This is a genomic window from Exiguobacterium sp. s21, assembly GCF_018617975.1.
GTDB lineage: Bacteria > Bacillota > Bacilli > Exiguobacteriales > Exiguobacteriaceae > Exiguobacterium > Exiguobacterium mexicanum_A.
On the sequence record NZ_JACSLF010000006.1, the window covers coordinates 56,191 to 75,593 of the forward strand.

Annotated in this window: 19 protein-coding genes and 1 other RNA gene; 7 read left to right on the top strand and 13 right to left on the bottom strand. The window is 49.0% G+C overall.

Annotation, left to right across the window (positions count from 1 at the left end; genetic code table 11):
* The first annotated feature begins 10 nt into the window (after nucleotides 1-10).
* The gene (locus KNP06_RS08675) at nucleotides 11-988 is read left to right on the top strand and encodes a D-alanyl-D-alanine carboxypeptidase family protein (RefSeq protein WP_214711351.1); all 978 of its coding nucleotides are present in this window, start codon (nucleotides 11-13) and stop codon (nucleotides 986-988) included.
* A gap of 356 nt (nucleotides 989-1,344) precedes the next feature.
* On the top strand, nucleotides 1,345-2,826 hold the full coding sequence (gene putP / locus KNP06_RS08680) for a sodium/proline symporter PutP (RefSeq protein WP_138859392.1): 1,482 nt from the start codon (nucleotides 1,345-1,347) through the stop codon (nucleotides 2,824-2,826).
* A 152-nt stretch (nucleotides 2,827-2,978) separates the two neighbouring features.
* Here the strand turns inward: putP and KNP06_RS08685 are convergent, their stop codons facing one another.
* From KNP06_RS08685 to KNP06_RS08710, 6 genes are all read right to left on the bottom strand, one after another.
* Entirely contained in the window at nucleotides 2,979-3,272 is a 294-nt protein-coding gene (locus KNP06_RS08685; protein ID WP_233004283.1) for a hypothetical protein, read from the bottom strand.
* Nucleotides 3,273-3,286: 14 nt separating this feature from the next.
* Entirely contained in the window at nucleotides 3,287-3,841 is a 555-nt protein-coding gene (locus tag KNP06_RS08690) for a hypothetical protein (protein ID WP_138859391.1), read from the bottom strand.
* Nucleotides 3,842-3,920: 79 nt separating this feature from the next.
* Entirely contained in the window at nucleotides 3,921-4,742 is an 822-nt protein-coding gene (locus KNP06_RS08695; RefSeq protein WP_034777670.1) for a YihY/virulence factor BrkB family protein, read from the bottom strand.
* 106 nt (nucleotides 4,743-4,848) lie between these two features.
* Nucleotides 4,849-6,267, bottom strand: coding sequence for an alanine/glycine:cation symporter family protein (locus tag KNP06_RS08700; protein WP_214711349.1), 1,419 nt, complete (start codon nucleotides 6,265-6,267; stop codon nucleotides 4,849-4,851).
* A 59-nt stretch (nucleotides 6,268-6,326) separates the two neighbouring features.
* The gene (locus KNP06_RS08705; protein ID WP_214711348.1) at nucleotides 6,327-7,232 is read right to left on the bottom strand and encodes a Gfo/Idh/MocA family protein; all 906 of its coding nucleotides are present in this window, start codon (nucleotides 7,230-7,232) and stop codon (nucleotides 6,327-6,329) included.
* Nucleotides 7,233-7,300: 68 nt separating this feature from the next.
* A complete protein-coding gene (locus KNP06_RS08710; RefSeq protein WP_034777673.1) occupies nucleotides 7,301-7,483 on the bottom strand; it encodes a hypothetical protein in 183 nt (60 codons plus the stop codon).
* A 280-nt stretch (nucleotides 7,484-7,763) separates the two neighbouring features.
* Between KNP06_RS08710 and KNP06_RS08715 the strand changes: the two genes are divergently transcribed.
* Nucleotides 7,764-8,639, top strand: a complete 876-nt coding sequence (locus KNP06_RS08715; RefSeq protein ID WP_214788490.1) for a DNA/RNA non-specific endonuclease — start codon at nucleotides 7,764-7,766, stop codon at nucleotides 8,637-8,639.
* A 514-nt stretch (nucleotides 8,640-9,153) separates the two neighbouring features.
* Here the strand turns inward: KNP06_RS08715 and KNP06_RS08720 are convergent.
* The 3 genes from KNP06_RS08720 to merR form a co-directional block, all read right to left on the bottom strand.
* Nucleotides 9,154-10,476 (bottom strand): ISL3 family transposase, encoded by a 1,323-nt coding sequence (locus tag KNP06_RS08720; protein ID WP_214711346.1) that lies wholly within the window; start codon nucleotides 10,474-10,476, stop codon nucleotides 9,154-9,156.
* A 159-nt stretch (nucleotides 10,477-10,635) separates the two neighbouring features.
* The gene (gene merA, locus KNP06_RS08725; RefSeq protein ID WP_214711345.1) at nucleotides 10,636-12,276 is read right to left on the bottom strand and encodes a mercury(II) reductase; all 1,641 of its coding nucleotides are present in this window, start codon (nucleotides 12,274-12,276) and stop codon (nucleotides 10,636-10,638) included.
* A gap of 28 nt (nucleotides 12,277-12,304) precedes the next feature.
* Nucleotides 12,305-12,697: a mercury resistance transcriptional regulator MerR gene (gene merR / locus KNP06_RS08730; RefSeq protein ID WP_001863748.1), complete on the bottom strand. Its 393-nt coding sequence runs from the start codon at nucleotides 12,695-12,697 to the stop codon at nucleotides 12,305-12,307.
* A gap of 239 nt (nucleotides 12,698-12,936) precedes the next feature.
* On the opposite strand from merR, the gene KNP06_RS15410 reads away from it, so the two are divergent.
* Together KNP06_RS15410 and KNP06_RS08735 are read left to right on the top strand one after the other, a co-directional pair.
* Nucleotides 12,937-13,065 (top strand): hypothetical protein, encoded by a 129-nt coding sequence (locus KNP06_RS15410; RefSeq protein ID WP_256441032.1) that lies wholly within the window; start codon nucleotides 12,937-12,939, stop codon nucleotides 13,063-13,065.
* A gap of 72 nt (nucleotides 13,066-13,137) precedes the next feature.
* Nucleotides 13,138-14,073 carry a tyrosine-type recombinase/integrase gene (locus KNP06_RS08735; protein ID WP_214711344.1) on the top strand — a complete coding sequence of 312 codons (936 nt, stop codon included), beginning with the start codon at nucleotides 13,138-13,140 and terminating at the stop codon, nucleotides 14,071-14,073.
* A gap of 66 nt (nucleotides 14,074-14,139) precedes the next feature.
* Here the strand turns inward: KNP06_RS08735 and KNP06_RS08740 are convergent, their stop codons facing one another.
* Together KNP06_RS08740 and rnpB are read right to left on the bottom strand one after the other, a co-directional pair.
* On the bottom strand, nucleotides 14,140-15,306 hold the full coding sequence (locus KNP06_RS08740) for a THUMP domain-containing class I SAM-dependent RNA methyltransferase (RefSeq protein ID WP_214707703.1): 1,167 nt from the start codon (nucleotides 15,304-15,306) through the stop codon (nucleotides 14,140-14,142).
* Nucleotides 15,307-15,411: 105 nt separating this feature from the next.
* Nucleotides 15,412-15,779: RNase P RNA component class B (rnpB, locus tag KNP06_RS08745), an RNA gene on the bottom strand.
* A gap of 121 nt (nucleotides 15,780-15,900) precedes the next feature.
* On the opposite strand from rnpB, the gene KNP06_RS08750 reads away from it, so the two are divergent.
* Nucleotides 15,901-16,305, top strand: a complete 405-nt coding sequence (locus KNP06_RS08750) for a hypothetical protein (protein WP_034777681.1) — start codon at nucleotides 15,901-15,903, stop codon at nucleotides 16,303-16,305.
* Nucleotides 16,306-16,343: 38 nt separating this feature from the next.
* On the opposite strand, the gene KNP06_RS08755 is transcribed toward KNP06_RS08750, so the two are convergent.
* Both KNP06_RS08755 and KNP06_RS08760 read right to left on the bottom strand, forming a co-directional pair.
* Nucleotides 16,344-17,798, bottom strand: a complete 1,455-nt coding sequence (locus KNP06_RS08755) for a S8 family peptidase (RefSeq protein ID WP_214707701.1) — start codon at nucleotides 17,796-17,798, stop codon at nucleotides 16,344-16,346.
* A 105-nt stretch (nucleotides 17,799-17,903) separates the two neighbouring features.
* Nucleotides 17,904-18,311, bottom strand: a complete 408-nt coding sequence (locus KNP06_RS08760; RefSeq protein ID WP_138859383.1) for a hypothetical protein — start codon at nucleotides 18,309-18,311, stop codon at nucleotides 17,904-17,906.
* Nucleotides 18,312-18,480: 169 nt separating this feature from the next.
* On the opposite strand from KNP06_RS08760, the gene KNP06_RS08765 reads away from it, so the two are divergent.
* Nucleotides 18,481-19,371 (top strand): hypothetical protein, encoded by an 891-nt coding sequence (locus tag KNP06_RS08765; protein WP_214711343.1) that lies wholly within the window; start codon nucleotides 18,481-18,483, stop codon nucleotides 19,369-19,371.
* The last annotated feature ends 32 nt before the right edge of the window (nucleotides 19,372-19,403 follow it).

The window sequence follows — 19,403 nt, forward strand, 5'->3', positions numbered from 1 at the left end:
GACGTACATCATGAGGCGATTGACCGTCGGCCTGGCCTTGATCGGACTACTCGCCATCATCCCTGCACTAATCGGCTTCAATCAAGACTCAGAACCTAAAGCAGAACCATCCGCTCCGGTAGCCGTCCCCGTCAAATCCGGACCGACTTTCCCGGAGATTCCGATCAAGAAATGGACACATCAACCGATTGCAGCAGCCGAGACATCGGATCTGCTCGTCGGGTCGATGGCGTTCGTCAATTTGACGGACGGTCAGATTTTAGTGGATAAGAACGCATCGGAACGCGTCTTTCCCGCTAGTACGACAAAACTGATGACCGCCCTCCTCGCGTATGAGACGGCAGTCGACAAAGACGAGCTCGACAAAGACGTGGTAGTCGTGAAACAGTCGACACTCGATATCCCGTGGGACAGTCACATCGTCCATCTCGCAGTCGGTGACCGACTCACTGTCCGCCAGGCGCTCTATGCGACGTTACTCGAGTCGGGGAATGACGCCGCCAATAGCCTCGCAGAATACGTAAGCGGTTCGACATCCGAGTTCGTCGACTTGATGAACGCACGTTCGAAAGTACTCGGGTTGACCGGGACCCAATTTCGGAATGCGCACGGCTACTCCGACCCGGAACACTTTACGACTGCACTCGACATGGCTAAAATCACCTACGCGTTCGGCACGTATCCAGAGCTCGTCGAGATTGCCGGGACGTACGAATACGAGGCGAAGTTTGTCGATCAGGCCGGAGATTTGAAACGACGTTGGTGGTATCATCTCGGATCAGCCATCAACGAGCGGAGCATCCACTATTCGAAGCTTGTCACCGCAACGAAAACCGGATATACGGACGAATCAGGCTACACGATGGTGTTCTTGATGGAACGCGACGGCAAACAATACGCTTTGGTAACCATGCAGGCCAAGTCAGGACAGACGTTCCCGACGATGCGTACGGTTGAACAGATTGCTTTCGGCATTACTTATGAATAAATGGACATCAACCACCCGCTCTTCCCTGTACAGGGAAGAGCGGGTGGTTGTGTTAAAACATCAGAAAATAGACGAGTTATATGACAATCAGATGACACAGGGATAACACCTATATGACTAATTGTCAGAATATTTAAGCTTTAACCGTGAAAAATATCGGCCTTATCCATTGATACAATGCGCTTTAGAGCCATTTTTATGAAAAGATGACAGTTTGCAATGATTGAGTAGGTCCGTTATGGTTAGTCACAAGTTCGCCGAGTCATTCAAGTTTGACGCATTTGTGTGAGATTCACACATGGTTGGACTACGATTGATAAAACGACAACAATTGAACACGTACAGGAGGTAATCAAATGTTATGGCAAGAATGGGTATCCATCGCGCTTTATCTCGTGATGATGCTCCTCATCGGATACGTCGCCTATAAGCGAACGACCGATTCATCAGATTATATGTTAGGTGGCCGTAAAATGGGGCCAGGTGTTACCGCCATGTCAGCCGGAGCTTCGGATATGAGTGGTTGGATGTTAATGGGACTTCCGGGCGCAATGTACGCTACGGGATTATCAGCGATTTGGTTAGCCGTTGGATTGGTCATCGGAGCTTACTTGAACTACTTGTTAGTCGCTCCCCGTCTACGCGTCTTCACGGAGATGGCAAATGACTCGATCACGATTCCTGACTTTTTAGAGAATCGGTTCCGAGATCACTCGAACTGGCTACGGATCCTGTCTGCATCCGTTATCATCATCTTCTTCACGTTCTACACGTCAGCCGGACTTGTGTCTGGTGGGAAGTTGTTCGCAAGCTCGTTCGGGCTTGACTATCAGATGGGCGTCATCGTGACGATTAGCGTCGTCATTCTTTATACGCTCTTCGGTGGTTTTACAGCCGTTAGTTGGACGGACTTTGCACAAGGTGTCATCATGTTTCTTGCGCTCGTCCTCGTCCCAATCGTCGCTTTGACAGACGTCGGTGGTGTTTCTAACGCCGTCAACACGGCCACGACGCTCAACACGGATTTGTTCGACCTCTTTAAAGGGACGTCGACGCTCGGGATTATCGGTCTCCTCGCTTGGGGACTTGGTTACTTCGGTCAACCGCACATCATCGTCCGCTTTATGGCGATCCGTGATGTGAAATCATTGAAGACGGCACGCCGTATCGGTATGGGCTGGATGACAGTCTCGATCATCGGTGCCGTTATGACAGGTCTCGTCGGAATCGCCTACTTCCGTGGTCAAGGGAATGCCCTGGCTGACCCGGAAACGGTGTTCATCCGCTTCTCAGAAGTATTGTTCCACCCGTTCATCACTGGATTCTTGCTCGCTGCGATTCTAGCAGCGGTCATGTCGACCGTATCGTCACAGCTTCTCGTGACATCGTCAGCGTTGACAGAAGACTTCTATCGCAAGTTCTTCAATAAAGAAGCAAGTGAGAAGACGATGGTTCTCGCCGGTCGAATCGGTGTCTTAACGGTCGGAGTTGTCGCGACTCTCATGTCGCTCAGCCCGTCGAACACGATTTTGACGCTCGTCGGCTATGCGTGGGCAGGCTTCGGTTCAGCCTTTGGTCCAGCGATTCTGTTGTCGCTCTATTGGAACAAGATGACGCGTCAAGGTGCCCTCGCCGGAATCCTTGTCGGTGCCATTACGGTCATCCTTTGGATCGTGACTGGACTCTCGAGCGTGATTTATGAGATGGTGCCAGGCTTCTTCCTCAGTATGCTTGCCATCGTTCTCGTCAGCACGTTCACGAGCCAACGTGAACAAAAACGAATCAACCGTGAATTCAGTGAAATGGAAGCTGAACTCGCCGTTGCGAAAAAAGAATAACATCAATCAAAAACGCGGGCCGAACGGCTCGCGTTTTTTTTGTTGCGCACGGTCACGTATCTTTACTCTAACGCGGCTTGTTTTATAGAACACCGTGAACAATGCATTAAAGAAAAGCCCGCAGATATCATATCTGCGGGCTTGAGACTCGATTACATCGCTCTCGCCATGAACCATAATTGAATGAAAAATGGTACCAACACAAGGACGAGCATTGCATTGCGCATCCATCGGTTACGGTTCCAATAGTACGCCATCAAGACGAACGGATGTAGCGCCGTCAGCTGATATGGGTTGAACCAGAACCAGGTGAGCATCAAGACGATAAAAAAATATAACACAGAGCGTTGTTTCGTGGTGCGCCATTCGCGCCACATGTCGAACGCCCCTTTGAAGAATACGATAAACGTCACGATCCAAAACACCATCACAATGATACTATTCAATGACTAGACCACCTTCATGAGACATTTTCAATATAGAACCCGCCCCAGTAAATATGTCGATACGTGTATTCTTTACCACTCTCTGCCGTGATGATGATTTCATCCTCTGTCAATACGAGCACATGGACTGGAATCTCACCTTTTCGTAACATCGGGCTAAACAGTTGAAACTGTTTGTTCAACCATTTCCGCTCCGAGAAGTCACGGTAATGATGCAAGGCGAGCGACGGATGAACCAAGAACACACCAATGATCAAAGCGATGGCTCCCGGTGAGGCGGCCACTTCAAGCAGTAACGAGAGGACGAGCAGAAGCGATAAGACCGCATAACCGAACTCAAGGAGCTCCATCAAAGAGGCTCGACCGGCAATCACGTACTGCATGACGCGGAAGGCAACGTACAGTAACAGACTGACCATCACATACTGGGTGAACGGAGCGCTACTCATCTCAACGTCCAAATAGAACAAGATCGGCAGTAACATGACCCACTTCCATAATTGTAAGGCGAGGTAAAACAATGTTTGATCGATGAAACGACGATTGTGTACGAGCCGTTGCATATCCATGTTTCCCACCTCCGATTAAAAGATGTGATCTTATCGATATCATTCCCTGAATCAAAGATTGATAACAACGATTTACACGTCAACCGGATATTTCTTTTTGTTCGATGAGCGTGGCGTTCAGGAGTCCCCCGAGAAGGATGACCGAGGCCGCCAGGTAAAACCAGATCAACAAGATGATAAAGGCACCGAGCTGACCGTAAAACTGTTCATAGTTTGCATACTGTGAATAGTAGCTGAATACGTTCGAAACTGTCAAGATGCCGATTGTCGCAAAAGCCGCCCCGGCCCAGCTGTCTCGGAATGTACCGCGATGGCTCGGCAACCACTTATAGACGAGCAGGAAGACACTGAACAGGATGAGTGTCCCGATGATCCAACGGAAGTAGAACCAAATCTGGGCATATCGGGCGACGATGTCATCGATAAAGATGATATGGGTCGCCAACTCTCGTAGCGCCGTCTCGATGACCGGGACGAGCAACGAGAACGGCAAAACGAACATGAGCGCGAGCGTCACGGCGATGTCTTGCAACACCCCGCGCCAGAACGCTTTGTTTCGGATCAGTCGATAGGCGTCGTTTAAGGAGCGAACGAGCGATTGGACGGCCATCGAAGAGATCCAAAGTGCCGGTAAGATGCTGAGCGAGGCCAAGCGTAGTCTCGAATCATCAAAAATGGCCTCGATGTTCCCTTGTAACAATCGATAACTCGCCTCGGGCATCACCAAAGACAACGCCGAGATGACGTCTCCGCTCGAGAACGGCAGCCACCCGACGATACCGAGGACGAACAATAGAAATGGGAATGTGGACAGGATGAAATAGTAAGCCAACATCGCGGCTTGATCGAAGAATCGTTCGGCAAAAAATCGTTTGAATGTGTGAAGAAAGGGTTGTATCATGTCGTGCGCTCTTTTCTATTTTTATTATATAAATGCGGTACGTGAAATAAAAAGATTCAACAAGCAAAGGCAAGGCTGGCGCTGTACGTCAATCCTTGCCTTACGCTCAACTAATATTCTCTCGTGTCGCTTCCCATGCTTCGACGTGCTCTTTCCCTGGTAGCTCGACGTCGTCCCGATTGAACACCGGATCGCGCCCTGCTCGTTTCTGGGCCACGTAATCATCAAGCAACAGTTTCGCGACTTTACTGAGCCGGAAGATGGCGTACATGTTGACGAGTGCCATCAGACCCATGAAGATGTCGGCGATCGACCAGACAAGCCCGGCCGAACGGACCGAACCGAACAACACCATCCCGATGACGGCGATCCGGTAAATGACGAGATACACTTTCCGTTCCGAGATAAACTCGATGTTCGTCTCCCCGTAATAGTAGTTCGCCAAGATCGAGCTGAAGGCGAACAATAAAATCGCGATCGTCATGAGCGATGTCGCGACCGGCCCGATCTCGGTGAGGAGCGCCTCTTGGGCAAGTTCGATGCCTTGGAAATCCTCAGAACCCGGCACGCCAGAAATGAGGACAATCATCGCCGTCGCCGTACAAATAAAGAGCGTATCGACAAACACGCTGAGTGACTGAATGAGACCTTGCTTGACCGGGTGACTGACCTCGGCGGTCGCAGCCGCGTTCGGGGCCGACCCCATCCCCGCCTCGTTCGAGAACAAGCCTCGGCGAATCCCTTGCAAGACGGCCGCACCGACCGCTCCGCCAAGCAGTTGTCGGAACCCGAGCACACCTTCTGAGAAAATGGCCGAGAATACGGCCGGGACGACCTCCAAATTCGTCAAGACGACCCACAGGGCGAGCAAGATATAACCGCCAGCCATGATTGGGACGATGATCCCTGACAGCGTCGAGATGGACCGGATCCCACCGAAGATGACGATCCCCGTCACGACGGCCAAAATAATTCCGATCCAAAGCGTATCGATCTCGAAGACGTTGTTGACCGACAAGGCGATCGTGTTGGCCTGGACCGAGTTGAATGCAAATCCAAACGCGAACGTGATCAGAATGGCGAAAACGACGCCGAGCCATCGCTGGCCGAGCGCCCGTTCGATATAGTAGGCCGGTCCGCCGCGCCACGCCTTGCCGTCATGCACTTTGTACACTTGGGCGAGCGTGCTCTCGACGAACGCTGACGCCGAACCAATCAACGCGATGAGCCACATCCAAAACACGGCACCCGGTCCCCCGAGTGCGATCGCGGTCGAGACGCCGGCGATATTCCCGGTCCCGACCCGTGCTGCCGTCCCGATGGCGAACGCCTGGAACGACGATACTTGTCCTTTTTCGTGCTTGATCCCTTTGACGAATAACAGCTTGAACATCTCAGGCAGCATCCGGAACTGGACAAACCCCATCCGAATCGTGAAATAAAGCCCACCGGCAATCAATACAAAAATAAGTACGTACGTCCATAACAAATCATTCGCCTGCATGACGAGCTCGCGAATGTCCATGCGCATCCCCTCCTTTTACGGAGTTATTACCCGCTCGACGGACCGCAGAAACGAGACGGTCAGCGCGAAGCCTCTTCTAGTATGCGTTCACAGAGCGCATGCGTCGTCAGACTATCAGCAGCGAGCACCGACTCGTTCGGTTCGCCGTTCAGTAGCTTGATGAACGCATCGATCATCGTCGTGAAGCCGCGACGCATAAGGTTCGACTCCCACGGACTCAGAGCCCGCTCGAGCATGCCGTCGCGCGTGAAGTCATACACGCGCTCGACGTCGCGGGTCACCCGCTTCAGACTCGGAGACATCACTTCCATCACTTCTTCCGTACAGCCGTTGTCGCGGTTCATGATCCCGAGCGCTTCGATCCCATCCGCCGTGAATTGAATCTGCAACTGTTTCAGCGTCTCTCCTTCATAGCGCGTCCGCACCGACAAATTCTCAACCGGTGCGAGCCCCGTCAAGTAACGGAGCGTGTCGACGACGTGGACGAAATCCTCGATAATGAACTCTCGGAGCGTCGCCGGTTGATACGTGCGATTCTTTTGAATGAGGACGAGGTTTTGATCCGTGACTTCCTTCAAGGCCGCCGTCGCCGTCGCGAAACGACGATTGAAGCCGGTGACGAGTTCGACCCCGTTGTCTGCCGCGAGCCGCACGAGCCGCTCCGTCTCGTCGAGCGAGAACGTGACCGGCTTATCGATGAACACATGGACGCCCCGCTCGAGCACGTAGCCGACCTGGTCCGCGTGGGCCGACGTCGTCGAATGGATCAACACGCCATCCACCTCATCGAGCGGCACGTCTTGTAACGACCGGTAATGGCCGCTGAATCGGTATTTGTCGACGAGCTGCCCCGCTTTCGCCTCATCTCTCGAAACGAGATAGACGTCCACCCCTTCTAATCCGGCATAAACCGGTATATACGCTTTTTTCGCGACATCCCCTAACCCAACAACCACGATCTTCATTTCAACATCTCTCCTCTTCGATGGACTGAACAAAACCCCATGGCGTACGCCCGGGGTCGATGGTTCACTTAATGGACGGCAAGAATCTCAAAACTCGTGATCGGCTTGCGAATCGCATCCGACACGATTTGATATAGGTCGGCGAGTTGCTCATTATCCTTTAAATCTGGCGTCCGGTCGAGCTCGACTTCACACGTTCGTGTCGTCTGTTCCTTATCTTGAAACGCATATTCAATCGTATATGTCTGCATGATATGTCTCCTCTCAAGCGATGTATACGTATGTATAGCCTGAAACGAAATGATTGAAACGCCTCGGGTGTGCGACTCAAATCGCTCGAGAGCCCCCTGTTCGACCCGTTCTCCCCCAATTGTACCATTCGTACCTAAGGCGACGCCTCCCCCATCTGTGACAAAATCTGTCTCGTTTGTCGGAAGCACGATTAAAACCGCCTCCAATCCGTTTGCTTGTAAATGTGGGCGAAGATTCCTAGAATGGACAAGTATGCATCAAAGACATAGGAGTTTTAACATGAAAAACAATCTTACTTATCTTGCCTTCCCGCTGGCCATGCTGTTGTTGGCCGGTTGCACGAACGAGACAGAACCGAATCCCGAGTCGAAGACGGAACCTCAGGAACAGGTTACCGTTGAGACGGAGCCCCCTGACCAGACCGAAACGAACGATCACTTCACGGGCTACGACTTGATTGAAGTCGAGGGTGGAGATTTGTCAGGTGACCGCGAGCATAATGTCGTCGTCGATATCGGATACGGGGAACGCGAGTACTGGGCGTTCACGAACGAGCACGGACAACTCGTGAAAGTGCTCGCCGACGAGATCGTCTTGCAAGATGATGAGCTCGAGGACGTCACGTCTTCGGGTCGCTATTATTCAGACGAGGCGAAAGTGCCTGGTGTCGAGCATCGCGACCTCGACGAAGGGCACGTCATCGCCGATTCGCTCGGCGGCGTCTCGAACGCCTTCAACATCACTCCGCAGGACAGCACGCTCAACCGCCACGGGGACCAGGCGTACATGGAGAGCGTGATCCGGAGCGCAGGCGGCGCGACCGACTTCGAGGCCATCATCACCTATCCGGATACGGAGACGCAAATCCCTTCACACTATGAGTACACATACACTATCAAAGGAAATGTCATTACCGATTCGTTCGACAACGTGAACCCGGACGAGGTGAACGAGTCGCTCGGGCTGACCGAGAGTGCGACTGAAGCCGAGTCCGTGTCTGAAGACGGTGACGTCGCGAGCATCGATATGAATGGGAACGGCCAAGTGACGATCCAAGAAGCAAAAGATGCCGGGTTCAGCATGCCGATCACAAGCGATCATTGGCTCTATCCTTACATGCATGACAATGATGGCGACGGGATGGTCGGAGAATAAGCTATCGGGATCACCCACAACGATATGAAAGAATCATCGACGTCACGCTCTTCCTGATCAAAGGGAGAGCGTTTTTTTATGGCGCGTCGATATGAGATTGAATTGTCGGCCCTTCGATATTGTAAAACATAAAATCAAGCAAAAAAAGGACCATAGACGAGTGTCTACGATCCTTCGACCAATTGTTATTTTGAGTCAGCCGACTCAACAGGACGTCTCGGCGGACGCTTGCCGAAAAACTGGTAGTACTGTTTATAACATTCCATCCGTTATCAATCACCATCTCTTGATATCCATACGAAGTAAAATGATTGGGTTGACACCATTAATTATCCACCTAGTCTGCAATGTAGTGTGCAATGCAATATAAATACGATTCTGTGCAATATGGTTTATATAATTTAATAAAACAAATCATTATCCTGTATTATAATATTAACTCTATACTTAAACGATGCCTTTATACATAAACGCTAAATATCTTGGGTATTCGGATTTCATGGTGGAAAAGGGCTTATAAATCACCCTTCTCCAAATTCTTAATAAGTGTGGAAAAATCGACACCAAAGTTGTCTGTAATGTCGTGATCATTCACTTCATACCAATTGAAAGTATCGTATAACATAGCTTTATTGAAAGCACTTGAATTAAATCGTGGCTTACGCTTTTTATGGAGCTTCTCATTGAAAAGGATTTTGGCTCGTAAGGCATCAAACGAGTAACCTCTACCCATTCGCTCTACCTGCCTAATAATGCTGTTAATTGACTCCGTATAAGCATTAGTGAGCCTTTTATCAAAGTAGTTGAATATTTCGACATGCCAGTTGTCTACGGCTCTCACGAGGTCTTTATATGCGTCTTTAGAGTTGCTGGACATGCAACGGTGTCTCCATTGACTATAACGAAGATGACTTTCATCTGGATCAGGAGTATCCCATATCCAGTAAAACTCTTCTTTGAGTTCATAGGCTTCTTTTAAAGCAGGAAGATTACCTAACCAAGTATCTAAGAGGAATGATTCACGTTCATTTAGATCGTGTTTACGCTTTAGAAGGATAAACCTTTCACGCATAAGGGTACGTCTTTCTTTTTGGCTCATATGGGCTTTCAAAGACTTTCTGACGTTATCTAAGGCTTGATTAGCCATTCTAACTACATGAAACTTATCTACGACAACTTTAGCGTGTGGAAGGATAGTGTTCACTGCGTCTTTGTAGGGCTTCCACATATCCATTGTGACGTACTCAATGTAAGTCCTGTCACTGATTTCTGAAAGACGTTGGATGACTGTTTCCTTGTTACGGTTAGGCTTGATGTCATAAATAGTCCTGCGTTCAATATTAGTCAATACAAGCCGAGGTCTACGGATAATATGTATCTCGTCTATCCCAAGCCACTTAGGAGTTTCAAACTGGTATTCACGTTCTTTGAGTGCCAAATAGTCCTTAAAAACGTTCCTAATGGTTTTCTCGTCAACACCAACGCTTTCTGCGACTTCTACAAAGGTCTTAGACATGGATTGCTCTTGAATGGACTTTAAAAGCCTTTTGGTCATACTACGCTTTTCATCTACAGATATTAGGCGTTCCCAGAAGGTAGATCCGCATTCACGACACTTGTATCGTCTACGGTTCAATTGTAAGCCCACTCGCTTTAAACGAATGGGCAAATCCATAATTAGTTGATTTCTTGAACTGTGTTTGTACAACTTGTCAAAACCACATTCAGGACAACGTTCAGGTGGTCCGACTGCTTCAACTTTAAACATCATATCGGTTTCATTTTCTTGTGGCGGTTCTATTGTTTTAATGTCTGGTAGGGATAATAAGTCTGACATATTATTCATCCTTTATTACTCTGCGGTGTTAAGGTATCAATTATAGATTTGATGTCGAAATCATCAGTGTTAAATTATTTTTGTGACCACAAATGCACTTAGAAAATCCCTTAAAGCATTAGCTGGTTCACTTGAATAGGGAGTTGTAAAAAAGTTCCCTTAGCCTGCACAACAAGATAATTTCGAAATATCTTTATCGAACGTAAGTGCAGCTAATTTTAGCCCTTCAGCCATTGTTAAATATGGTGCTAGGGTTTCTGTTAAATCTTCTATCGTTAAGCCAAATTTAACAGCTAATGATGCTGCATAGATGACATCTCCTGCATTCTCAGATACAATATGAACCCCTAATACTTTTAGTGTTTCTGCATCTGCTACTAGTTTAAATACACCGGTTGTTTCACGGTTTACAATTGCTCTTGGAACAGCATCTAAAGGTAATACAGATGTCTTCACATCATACCCTTTCTCTTTTGCTTGTTCTTCTGTTAAACCAACCGTTGCAACCGTCGGATTCGTAAACGTAACAGCAGGAACTACCGATAAATCTATTTTTTTGTTTAATCCACCAATAGCATTATCAGTAATAATTCCACCTTCATAGGCTGCTACATATACAAATTGTGGTCCTAAAGTCACATCTCCTGCTGCATAAATCTTTTCATTACTTGTTTGACCAAAATCATTGATTAGGATTTCATTATTTTTTCCAGTTTCAACACCTGCTGCACTTAAATTTAAAGAATCCGTATTTGGTTTTCTTCCAGTGGCAACAAGCAACTGATCTGATTCAATGACTTCTCTACTGCCATTTACTGTTACGTAAACCCTTTTTATCTCTCCACTTTGTTCAACACGCTCAAAAGTTGCCCCTTTGACAAGGTTTATACCCTGTTCAATTAACGCTTTTTCAACTGACTCTGAAATCTCAGGATCATACTCCTTTAAAAGTTGCTCACTTCTTTGCATAAGCGTTATTTCTGAACCTAAATGATGAAATAGTTGTCCAAGCTCCATTCCAATGTATCCTGAACCAATTACAGTTAATCGTTTTGGTATTTTCTTTAACTCAAGAAGTGTTGTACTAGTTAAATAGTCCATTTTTTCAAGTCCTGAAATTTGGGGCAACGAAGGCGATGCACCTGTTGCAATTAAAAAGCGTTTTGCAGATAACTTTGCCCCATTGACCTCAACCGTACTAGCATCAACGAATTTTGCTTCACCTTTAATTAAATCAAAATTATATTCATCAATTAAATCCATATATTTTTGATTCCGAAGTTCGCTCACCAATTTATCCTTTTGCGTGATTAAACTACCTAAATCCACTTCTCCAGCGGATGTTTGTAAACCTATAAACGGATTGTCTTTTGATAAATGATTGATTTCCCCTGCCCTAAGAAGAGTTTTTGACGGAACACAGCCAATATTCACACAGGTTCCCCCAACCGTTCCACGCTCAATCATTCCAACTTTTGCACCGTATTCTATAGCTTTAATTGCCGAAGAAAAGGCAGCAGCACCAGAACCAATAATAAGAAGGTCATAATTGTCTTCATTAATTAACGCCACGTTTTCTAGTGATGATACTTCTTCAATTTCTCCGGCTTGGTAATTTGCTTCATCAATCGCCTTTATTGCACTTTCAACCTCAATATCATCGGGCAGTTCAAATACTGCTTCACCACGACGATAACTAGACTCAATATTTTTAGCACCTATCTTTTCAAGTGCTGATTCTACGTGTTTTTCACAACCCGTACAAGTCATTCCTGAAATGTTTACCTTAAATTTATTCATAAAAAAGCTCCTTTCGTTAATTAATCTCTCATGTTAATGTTTCTATTATTGGACACGAATGTAATTGCTTTTCATCTGGACATCGTTGTTTTAAGTCGTCTAACATAGTTTCAATTCGTTTTAAATCCTCTATTTGTTTTTGCACTTCCTTTTGTTTTTTAGAAACAAATTCGAACATATCTTGACAACGAACTTCATCTTTATCTACAACACCAAGTAATTTATAAATCTCGCTTAAAGAAAAACCAAGTTCCTGTATTCGTTTAATAAACCCAACACGCTTAACGTCATCATATGAATATATCCGATAACCAGCTTCCGTTCGGTGAGGTTCTTGTAATAAATTTTTTCGCTCGTAATATCTGATCGTTTCTTTATTAACTCCACATTTATCTGCAAACTCACTAATGCGATAAATCATCTTATTTCACCCCATGAATATTATAAACCGTGTACCATAGTACACGGTCAAGTAAATTGGACTATTTTATTTTTTTCCCAAAGTATCACTCGTATGTGATTGATACTTTTATATAATATTATTGATTATCCTAACATCCCACCAGAAAATCCGATTTAAACACCAGTTGTTTTTAAACTATTAAGAAAGTAATTCCACTATATATTCCGAAGACCCCTTATTCCAAAGGAGTGAACATCATGGCAAACAGCAAGAAGAACGAGAAGACCGGCAAATGGGAGGTTCGACTCTCTCTGGGGTTCAACGAGGAAGGCAAGCGCGTGCAGCGCTACTTCTCCGACGAGCGAAAGAAGACGGTCGAATATTAGGTCGCCGACCAAATCCGAGCGCAGAAGGAAGGCGAGTTCGTCAAGGTACGTCCGAAAGGACGGGTCGGCGAGGTGCTCGATGACTGGCTCGAGTTTTACATCAAGACGACGATGGCCAAGACGACGTACCACTCATACACGAGTTTCGTCGAGAACGTGCCGGGTTGGTTCAAGCGCCTGAACATGGACAACGTGAAACCGCAGCACTGCCTACGTTTACTCCGTGAATACCTCGACTCTGGCTTACAGCCGAACACCGTCAACATTCGCCGGAGCGTCTATGTCGGCTTCTTCTCCTGGGCGCGCCGTCTGGGCTATTATAAAGGTGACAACCCGATGGCTGCCGTCGAGAAACTGTCGGAGGGCTTGAAAGAATACAAGACGCTCACGCCTGATGAGCTGAGACGTTACCTCGAGACGGCGGATGAGACGATGGCGAATGGTTATCGTACAGCGGTCCACCTGATCGCCTATACCGGCATGCGTGCCCGCGAGGCGACGTCCCTCCGTTGGTCCGACATCGACTTCGACCGGAAACAGATCACGATTGCCCGTACCGCCATCGAGACGAAGGGCGGCTATTCGTTCGAGCAGACCAAAGGGAAAAAGGTGCGGGTCGTCACCATCCCCGACCAGTTGATCCGCTTCCTCGAGAAGTCGCGGCTTCGTCAGAAGTATGACATGGTCAAGTTCGGATGGCGCAACGACGAGGACCTTGTCTGCCTCGGCATCAAGGGCGCCCATGTCTGGTATTCCGGATTGCGACGACGCCATACCCTGACCGTCAAAACGGCCGAGATTCCTGAGATCACGATGCGTGAGTTACGACATACCCATGCGACGCTGCTCATCAAGGCCGGTGTCCATGCGAAGGTCATCCAAGAACGTCTGGGGCATGCCGATGCCAAGACGACGATGGATATCTACGCTCACGTATTGCACACTACTCAGGGAGATACGGCCGAGCTCTTCTCCACCATGATCGAGGACGTAAAAAAACCGCTCTAGGGAGCGGTTTTCGTGTGTCTGCGGCAGAAAAAAACAAAAAGTGTGCAATTAGTGTGCAATGGGTGATTACTTACCCTCTACAAACGTCTCTGTTGAGCGTCTTTTTGGACGTAAACCATAATACTGGTAGTATTGCGTCTCAATATTTCCGTTGTACAGCTTACGGCGTTTCGTCGCTGGACGGCCGTACGCTTTCTCGAAGTCCTCATAGCTCGTCAACATATAGACGCTGTAACCCGGATACTTGGCGAACTGTTGCCCGATCCGCTCGTACAGGTCGATAATCTCTTCTTCGGTCTGCAACCGTTCCCCATATGGCGGGTTCCCGATGATGACGCCGTACTCTTCTTTCGGCTTCAAGGCAGCCGCGTCACTGTGGACGAACGTGATCGCGTCACGGACGTCGGCGAGCTCGGCGTTATCCTTGGCGAGCTTGACCATGCGTGGGTCGAGGTCGATGCCGTAGATTTTAAGCGGTTTGTCCCACTCGGCTGTATCGTTTGCTTCATTGATGGCATCATACCAGGCCTTCTTCGGCACGCACGGCCAGTCTTGTGAACAGAACTCACGGTTGAGACCCGGCGCGATGTTGCGGCCGATGAGCGCCGCCTCGATGGCGAGCGTCCCCGAACCGGTGAAGACGTCGTAGAACGGCATGTCCGGCTTCCAGTTCGTCAGCTGAATCATCGCCGCCGCCATCGTTTCTTTGAGCGGCGCCTGTGAGTGGAGCTCACGGTAGCCACGACGGTGAAGCGCGTCACCTGACGTGTCGATCGTGATTGTCGCCACATCTTTCAACAAGGCGACTTCGATTGGATAGTACGCCCCTGTCTTCGGAAGCCACTCGCCCGGCTTGTCGTATCCGCGTTGCATCGCGTCGACAATCGCCTTCTCCGTGATTTTCTGACAGTCGCGGATCGAGAACAACTTCGACTTGACCGAGCGGCCGTCGACGATGAACCGGGCGTCCCACGGCATGAGATCCGTCCAAGGCAGTTCGACCACACCGTCGAACAGTTCCGTGAACGTCGTCGCTTTGAACTCGGCGACGACGAGTTTGACGCGGTCGGCCGTCCGGAGCCAAAGGTTGAGACGTGGAATGTCCTCCATCTCCGCGTCGATATAGACGCGTCCGTTCTCGACCTCACACGTGTAGCCGAGGTCACGTACTTCTTTGGCGACGAGAGCCTCGATGCCCATCGCCGCGGTGGCGATCAGTTTACGTTTTGCCATACTATCCCTTCTTTCTATAGTGTAACTCCTAAAATGGTCATGTAAAAAGGAGCTCAAGTAGGATTGCTTGAACTCCTGGTCAATGTTAAATGAGAGACTATGCTGCCCTGTAAGCCATGTTCTGTACTCCGGTGCTCATAACGGTCTCCCTGGCACGATGGAGTGACAATCATCTATCTGCGCCGATTGGCGCCTTCCGTTCCGTTCGGTTCCAGTCAGGAAGTTCCCCTACCATAGTTTGGGTTTCTCGCTCGTGGGGTTTACCTCGTTCCACTCTGAACGTTTCCGATCAGACTCCGTCACTGTGGCACTTTCAAGAAGCTTGCACCATATCCGAGGACTTAGGTGCTTCTTCTGCCGTCAACTTGCGTTGCCTACACTTATCTTTTCGTGTAGCACGATCACTACAGCCATCACAGGCTGTGCGAGCATGGACTTTCCTCAAGACTTGCGTCCCGCGATTGCCCAGACCTCATAGTCACTTTACCCATTGTAGCGGATAACCCGCGAAATGACAACCGAGAACCTGAACTTGATTTTCATGGGCGTCAGCGCTAAAATAAGGCGTGTTCCATTGAACAAGGAGGGATTTTGATGCGTCAAGATGCAAAAAACGGTTGGATTCAACGACTGACCTATGTGATTGAAATCGATGACATTAAAGCGCTCCACCCGAACAACGGCGTGTTCGCCTTCTACCGGAATAATCGACTCGTTCGAGGATTCGAGCCGTTTGACATCAAAGCACCAAATGAATTGTCCAAACGTTCGTATCACTTCGACCATCATAACTTGGCCCACTTACAGGAACGTTTTCCTGAATCAATCCCGACGTTCGACGCGTCGACACAGACACGTCGCGCCTGGAGCGACGACGTCCGCGTCGGCCTCTGCGAGATCATCGTCGACGGGAAACTGAGTTTTGAACATATCGACGACAACGGCAACGTCTTAGAAGCGAACATTCGTTGGAGCGGTGAAGCCATCACGAAAGCATAAATCAACACCCGGAGCCAAGCGTTGGCTCCGGGTGTTTTTCATGTCGATTCCGCCGATTTGTCCGTCTCGGCTTGGACCGGTTGCGGCGTATACTTGACCGTCACCACTTTCTCAGAGACGTCGGTCGGTTTCAAGACGACCGTGTACGTAGCTCCCGTGTCGCTCCGGACCGGGAACTTGCCCGGTACGTGAAGCGCCTCATAAACGATTTTTTTGTTCGCATCGAGCACGGTGACGATCCCTTTTCGAGTTGTCGCCAATTCGAACATACCGACTTCTGTAGCTTTAATCGAAACCATTGTCTTAACCGGACTAATATAAGAAAATGAGCGAGTAAAAGAGCGTTTATACTTTCCATCGGTTACTGCACCTTGCAAGGTATACTTTCCAGAAGGTAACCAGTCACCAGCTGCATACATTGTAAACGGTGAATCTGAAATTGAAAGAGTCTTAACTTTTCGAGTTCCCTGATAAAGTGCATACGTTGATTTTAAGTTCTGTTTCTTCATAGTCGTCATTCTTGCTTCCTTAACGTAGTTACTTTTAATTACTAAAGGTGCCGTAATGGTAATCGGTCTCGGTGTGTGATCGAGGAGCCGCTTCGTGTTCAACTCCGTATATGTCTTACCACTAGCCTTTGGCATCTTTTGAATCAAGCCTTCCACTTCGGCCGGTGTCAAGAACGGATTGACCGACTTGACAAGCGCGAGACCCGACGATACCATCGGCGCGGCCATTGACGTGCCGTCCATATAAACAAAACTATTTTTCACTCCGAGTGAGAGGACATTCACGCCTGGTGCAACGATTTTGACTTGGCTACTCATATTGCTGAAGTTAGCGACGCGATGGTTCGCATCAATCGCCCCGACCGCGATGACTTCCTTCATATTGGCCGGGAACGAGACGGTCTTCTTCCCATCGTTTCCGGCCGACGCGACGATGATGACTCCTTTAGCTCGGGCCCGGCGAATCGAATCGGCAAGGACTTGATCGTAATCTTGTCCGCCGAGCGACAGGTTGATGATGTTCGCCCCCTTCGCCACGGCCGTATCAACCGCTTTGGCGACGGTCCAAGAATCCGTGTACTCCGAGTTTTTCCCATAGAAGACGTTATAAAAATGATAGCGTACGTTCGGAGCAAGTCCGGCCATCCCAAACTTGTTATGACGACCCGCCATGATGCCGGCCGTATGCGTCCCATGATAATCGACGCTGTATGGCCCTTTCATCGAATTGACGACGCGAGGGACATTATAAAGTTCTTTATGACTACGGTCTGCCGACGAGTCAATCAGAGCGATTACGATGTCTGAAGCACCACGCGTCGTGTTCCACGCCAAATCGGTGCCTGTTTGCTTGATATAATATTGGTTCCCAACCCTCGGCTCGGCCACGACGTAACCATGTTTCTCCAACACGACCGGTTTCGCCGCGTCCACCGACGTCGGCACGAGCAGCGCAAGCGCCGCTATAAGCATCATTTTCTTCATCGCCTACCGCTCCATTCCAAACTTCCTAAGATACCACCATTATCTCAAATTACGGAATCAATTTCCCTTTTTTTCTAAAAATAGATTGTGACATTTTTTCGACGCTCACCAATAGCTCGGTTCGTCAGGCTCATCCATCTCATAGTCGACAATCTTTCCGATGGTCAAATACGTATAATAACGCGCCAGTTCCGTCCGATACGGATCGGGTGTGAATCCGTCGAGGTCCTCACCGAGCGGAGATCCATCAATCGTCTCGAACTGTTGACAGAAAAACGATTCCGTCTCTGTGTCCCAGACGATATTGTCGCCGATATATCCACTACCGAACCGAATATAGTCGATGATAGAAGGGACGATCACCTCGGCCGGGAGCCGTTCACTCATCCGGCCGACCAATTCATAGCGGTCTCGGTCGACATAGTCGGCCTGGTCGAGGGACGTACATTTCAATACTTCCTTGCTGATTTCAATCAATACTACGTAATCCCCCGGTTCGATCGATAACTTCATCTCATCACCTCATCTCAACATCCGCGTAGCTCTATCATATTCAAGTATTCGCAATCAATCCATGAAATCCTGTTTGCCTGTAAAATTTTCCATCTAGTCGATTCATACAACATGACGAAATCTGTTTTTGGTATACTGAATGAGATGACATGAAGAGAGGAAGTGCAGTATGGCCAAACGCCCTTTGACCCCTCGCGAGAGTGAATTGATCGCCACGGCCTTGTTCGTCGTCGGGAACGTCCCTTACGCCGGGCACATCGACCGGCTCGAGTCGATCACGCTCCGGGATATCGCAGACGACTATTTGAGTGGAAAAAATTCCGTCGCCGACGCCGTCGAGGCGCTCGACCAATACATCTATGTCCGACGACACCGTTTCAAAAACGTCACGCCGAACAACCTTTGGACGCTTGACGATCGGACCGAGCAGGAGGCACTCCGCTATATCGTGCGCCGGCCTGAGCTGAAGAAAGGCGAGACGCTCAGCAAAAAGGATCAACCGTTCACTGTGGGCCAAGATATCGAGTTCAAGGTCGATAAACAGCTCGATCGCGGTCAGTTCCGGATTTACATCGGTAAACTGAACGGCTACACGGTGAAAGCCCAGTCGAAAGATAAAGAAAAACTCAAATCGGTCAAAGGATGGATCACCCACCTCGACCGGAAAGACCGACTCGTCTTTGTCAACATTTCCGAGTTCGGGCGCGAACCGATCGACTCGGACGCCAAAGTCCGGCTCGAGGCGATGAGCGCCGCGCTGCTCGGCTGGTTCGCCACCGCCACGTTACCAACCGAGGATGAAGCGATGACGGCCAAACAGATGATTGCCACGCTCCAACGCCGTGACCAACCGTACTGGTTCACGTTGACTGTCGCGATGAACCATCCGAAGCCCGAGCACGTCAAGCGGTGGGGCACAGTCGTCAACCTGCTCGTCAAGGCGAGCGCCGGCGACGCTTCTGCTCTTGAGACACTCGAGGCGCAAGAAGACAAGTATTTCAAAGATGCCTTCTTGCGGGCGCTTCGAGCCTTGCATAAAGAACTGACCAAAACGACATAACATGCAGGTGACCTGCCACGGGTCACCTGTTT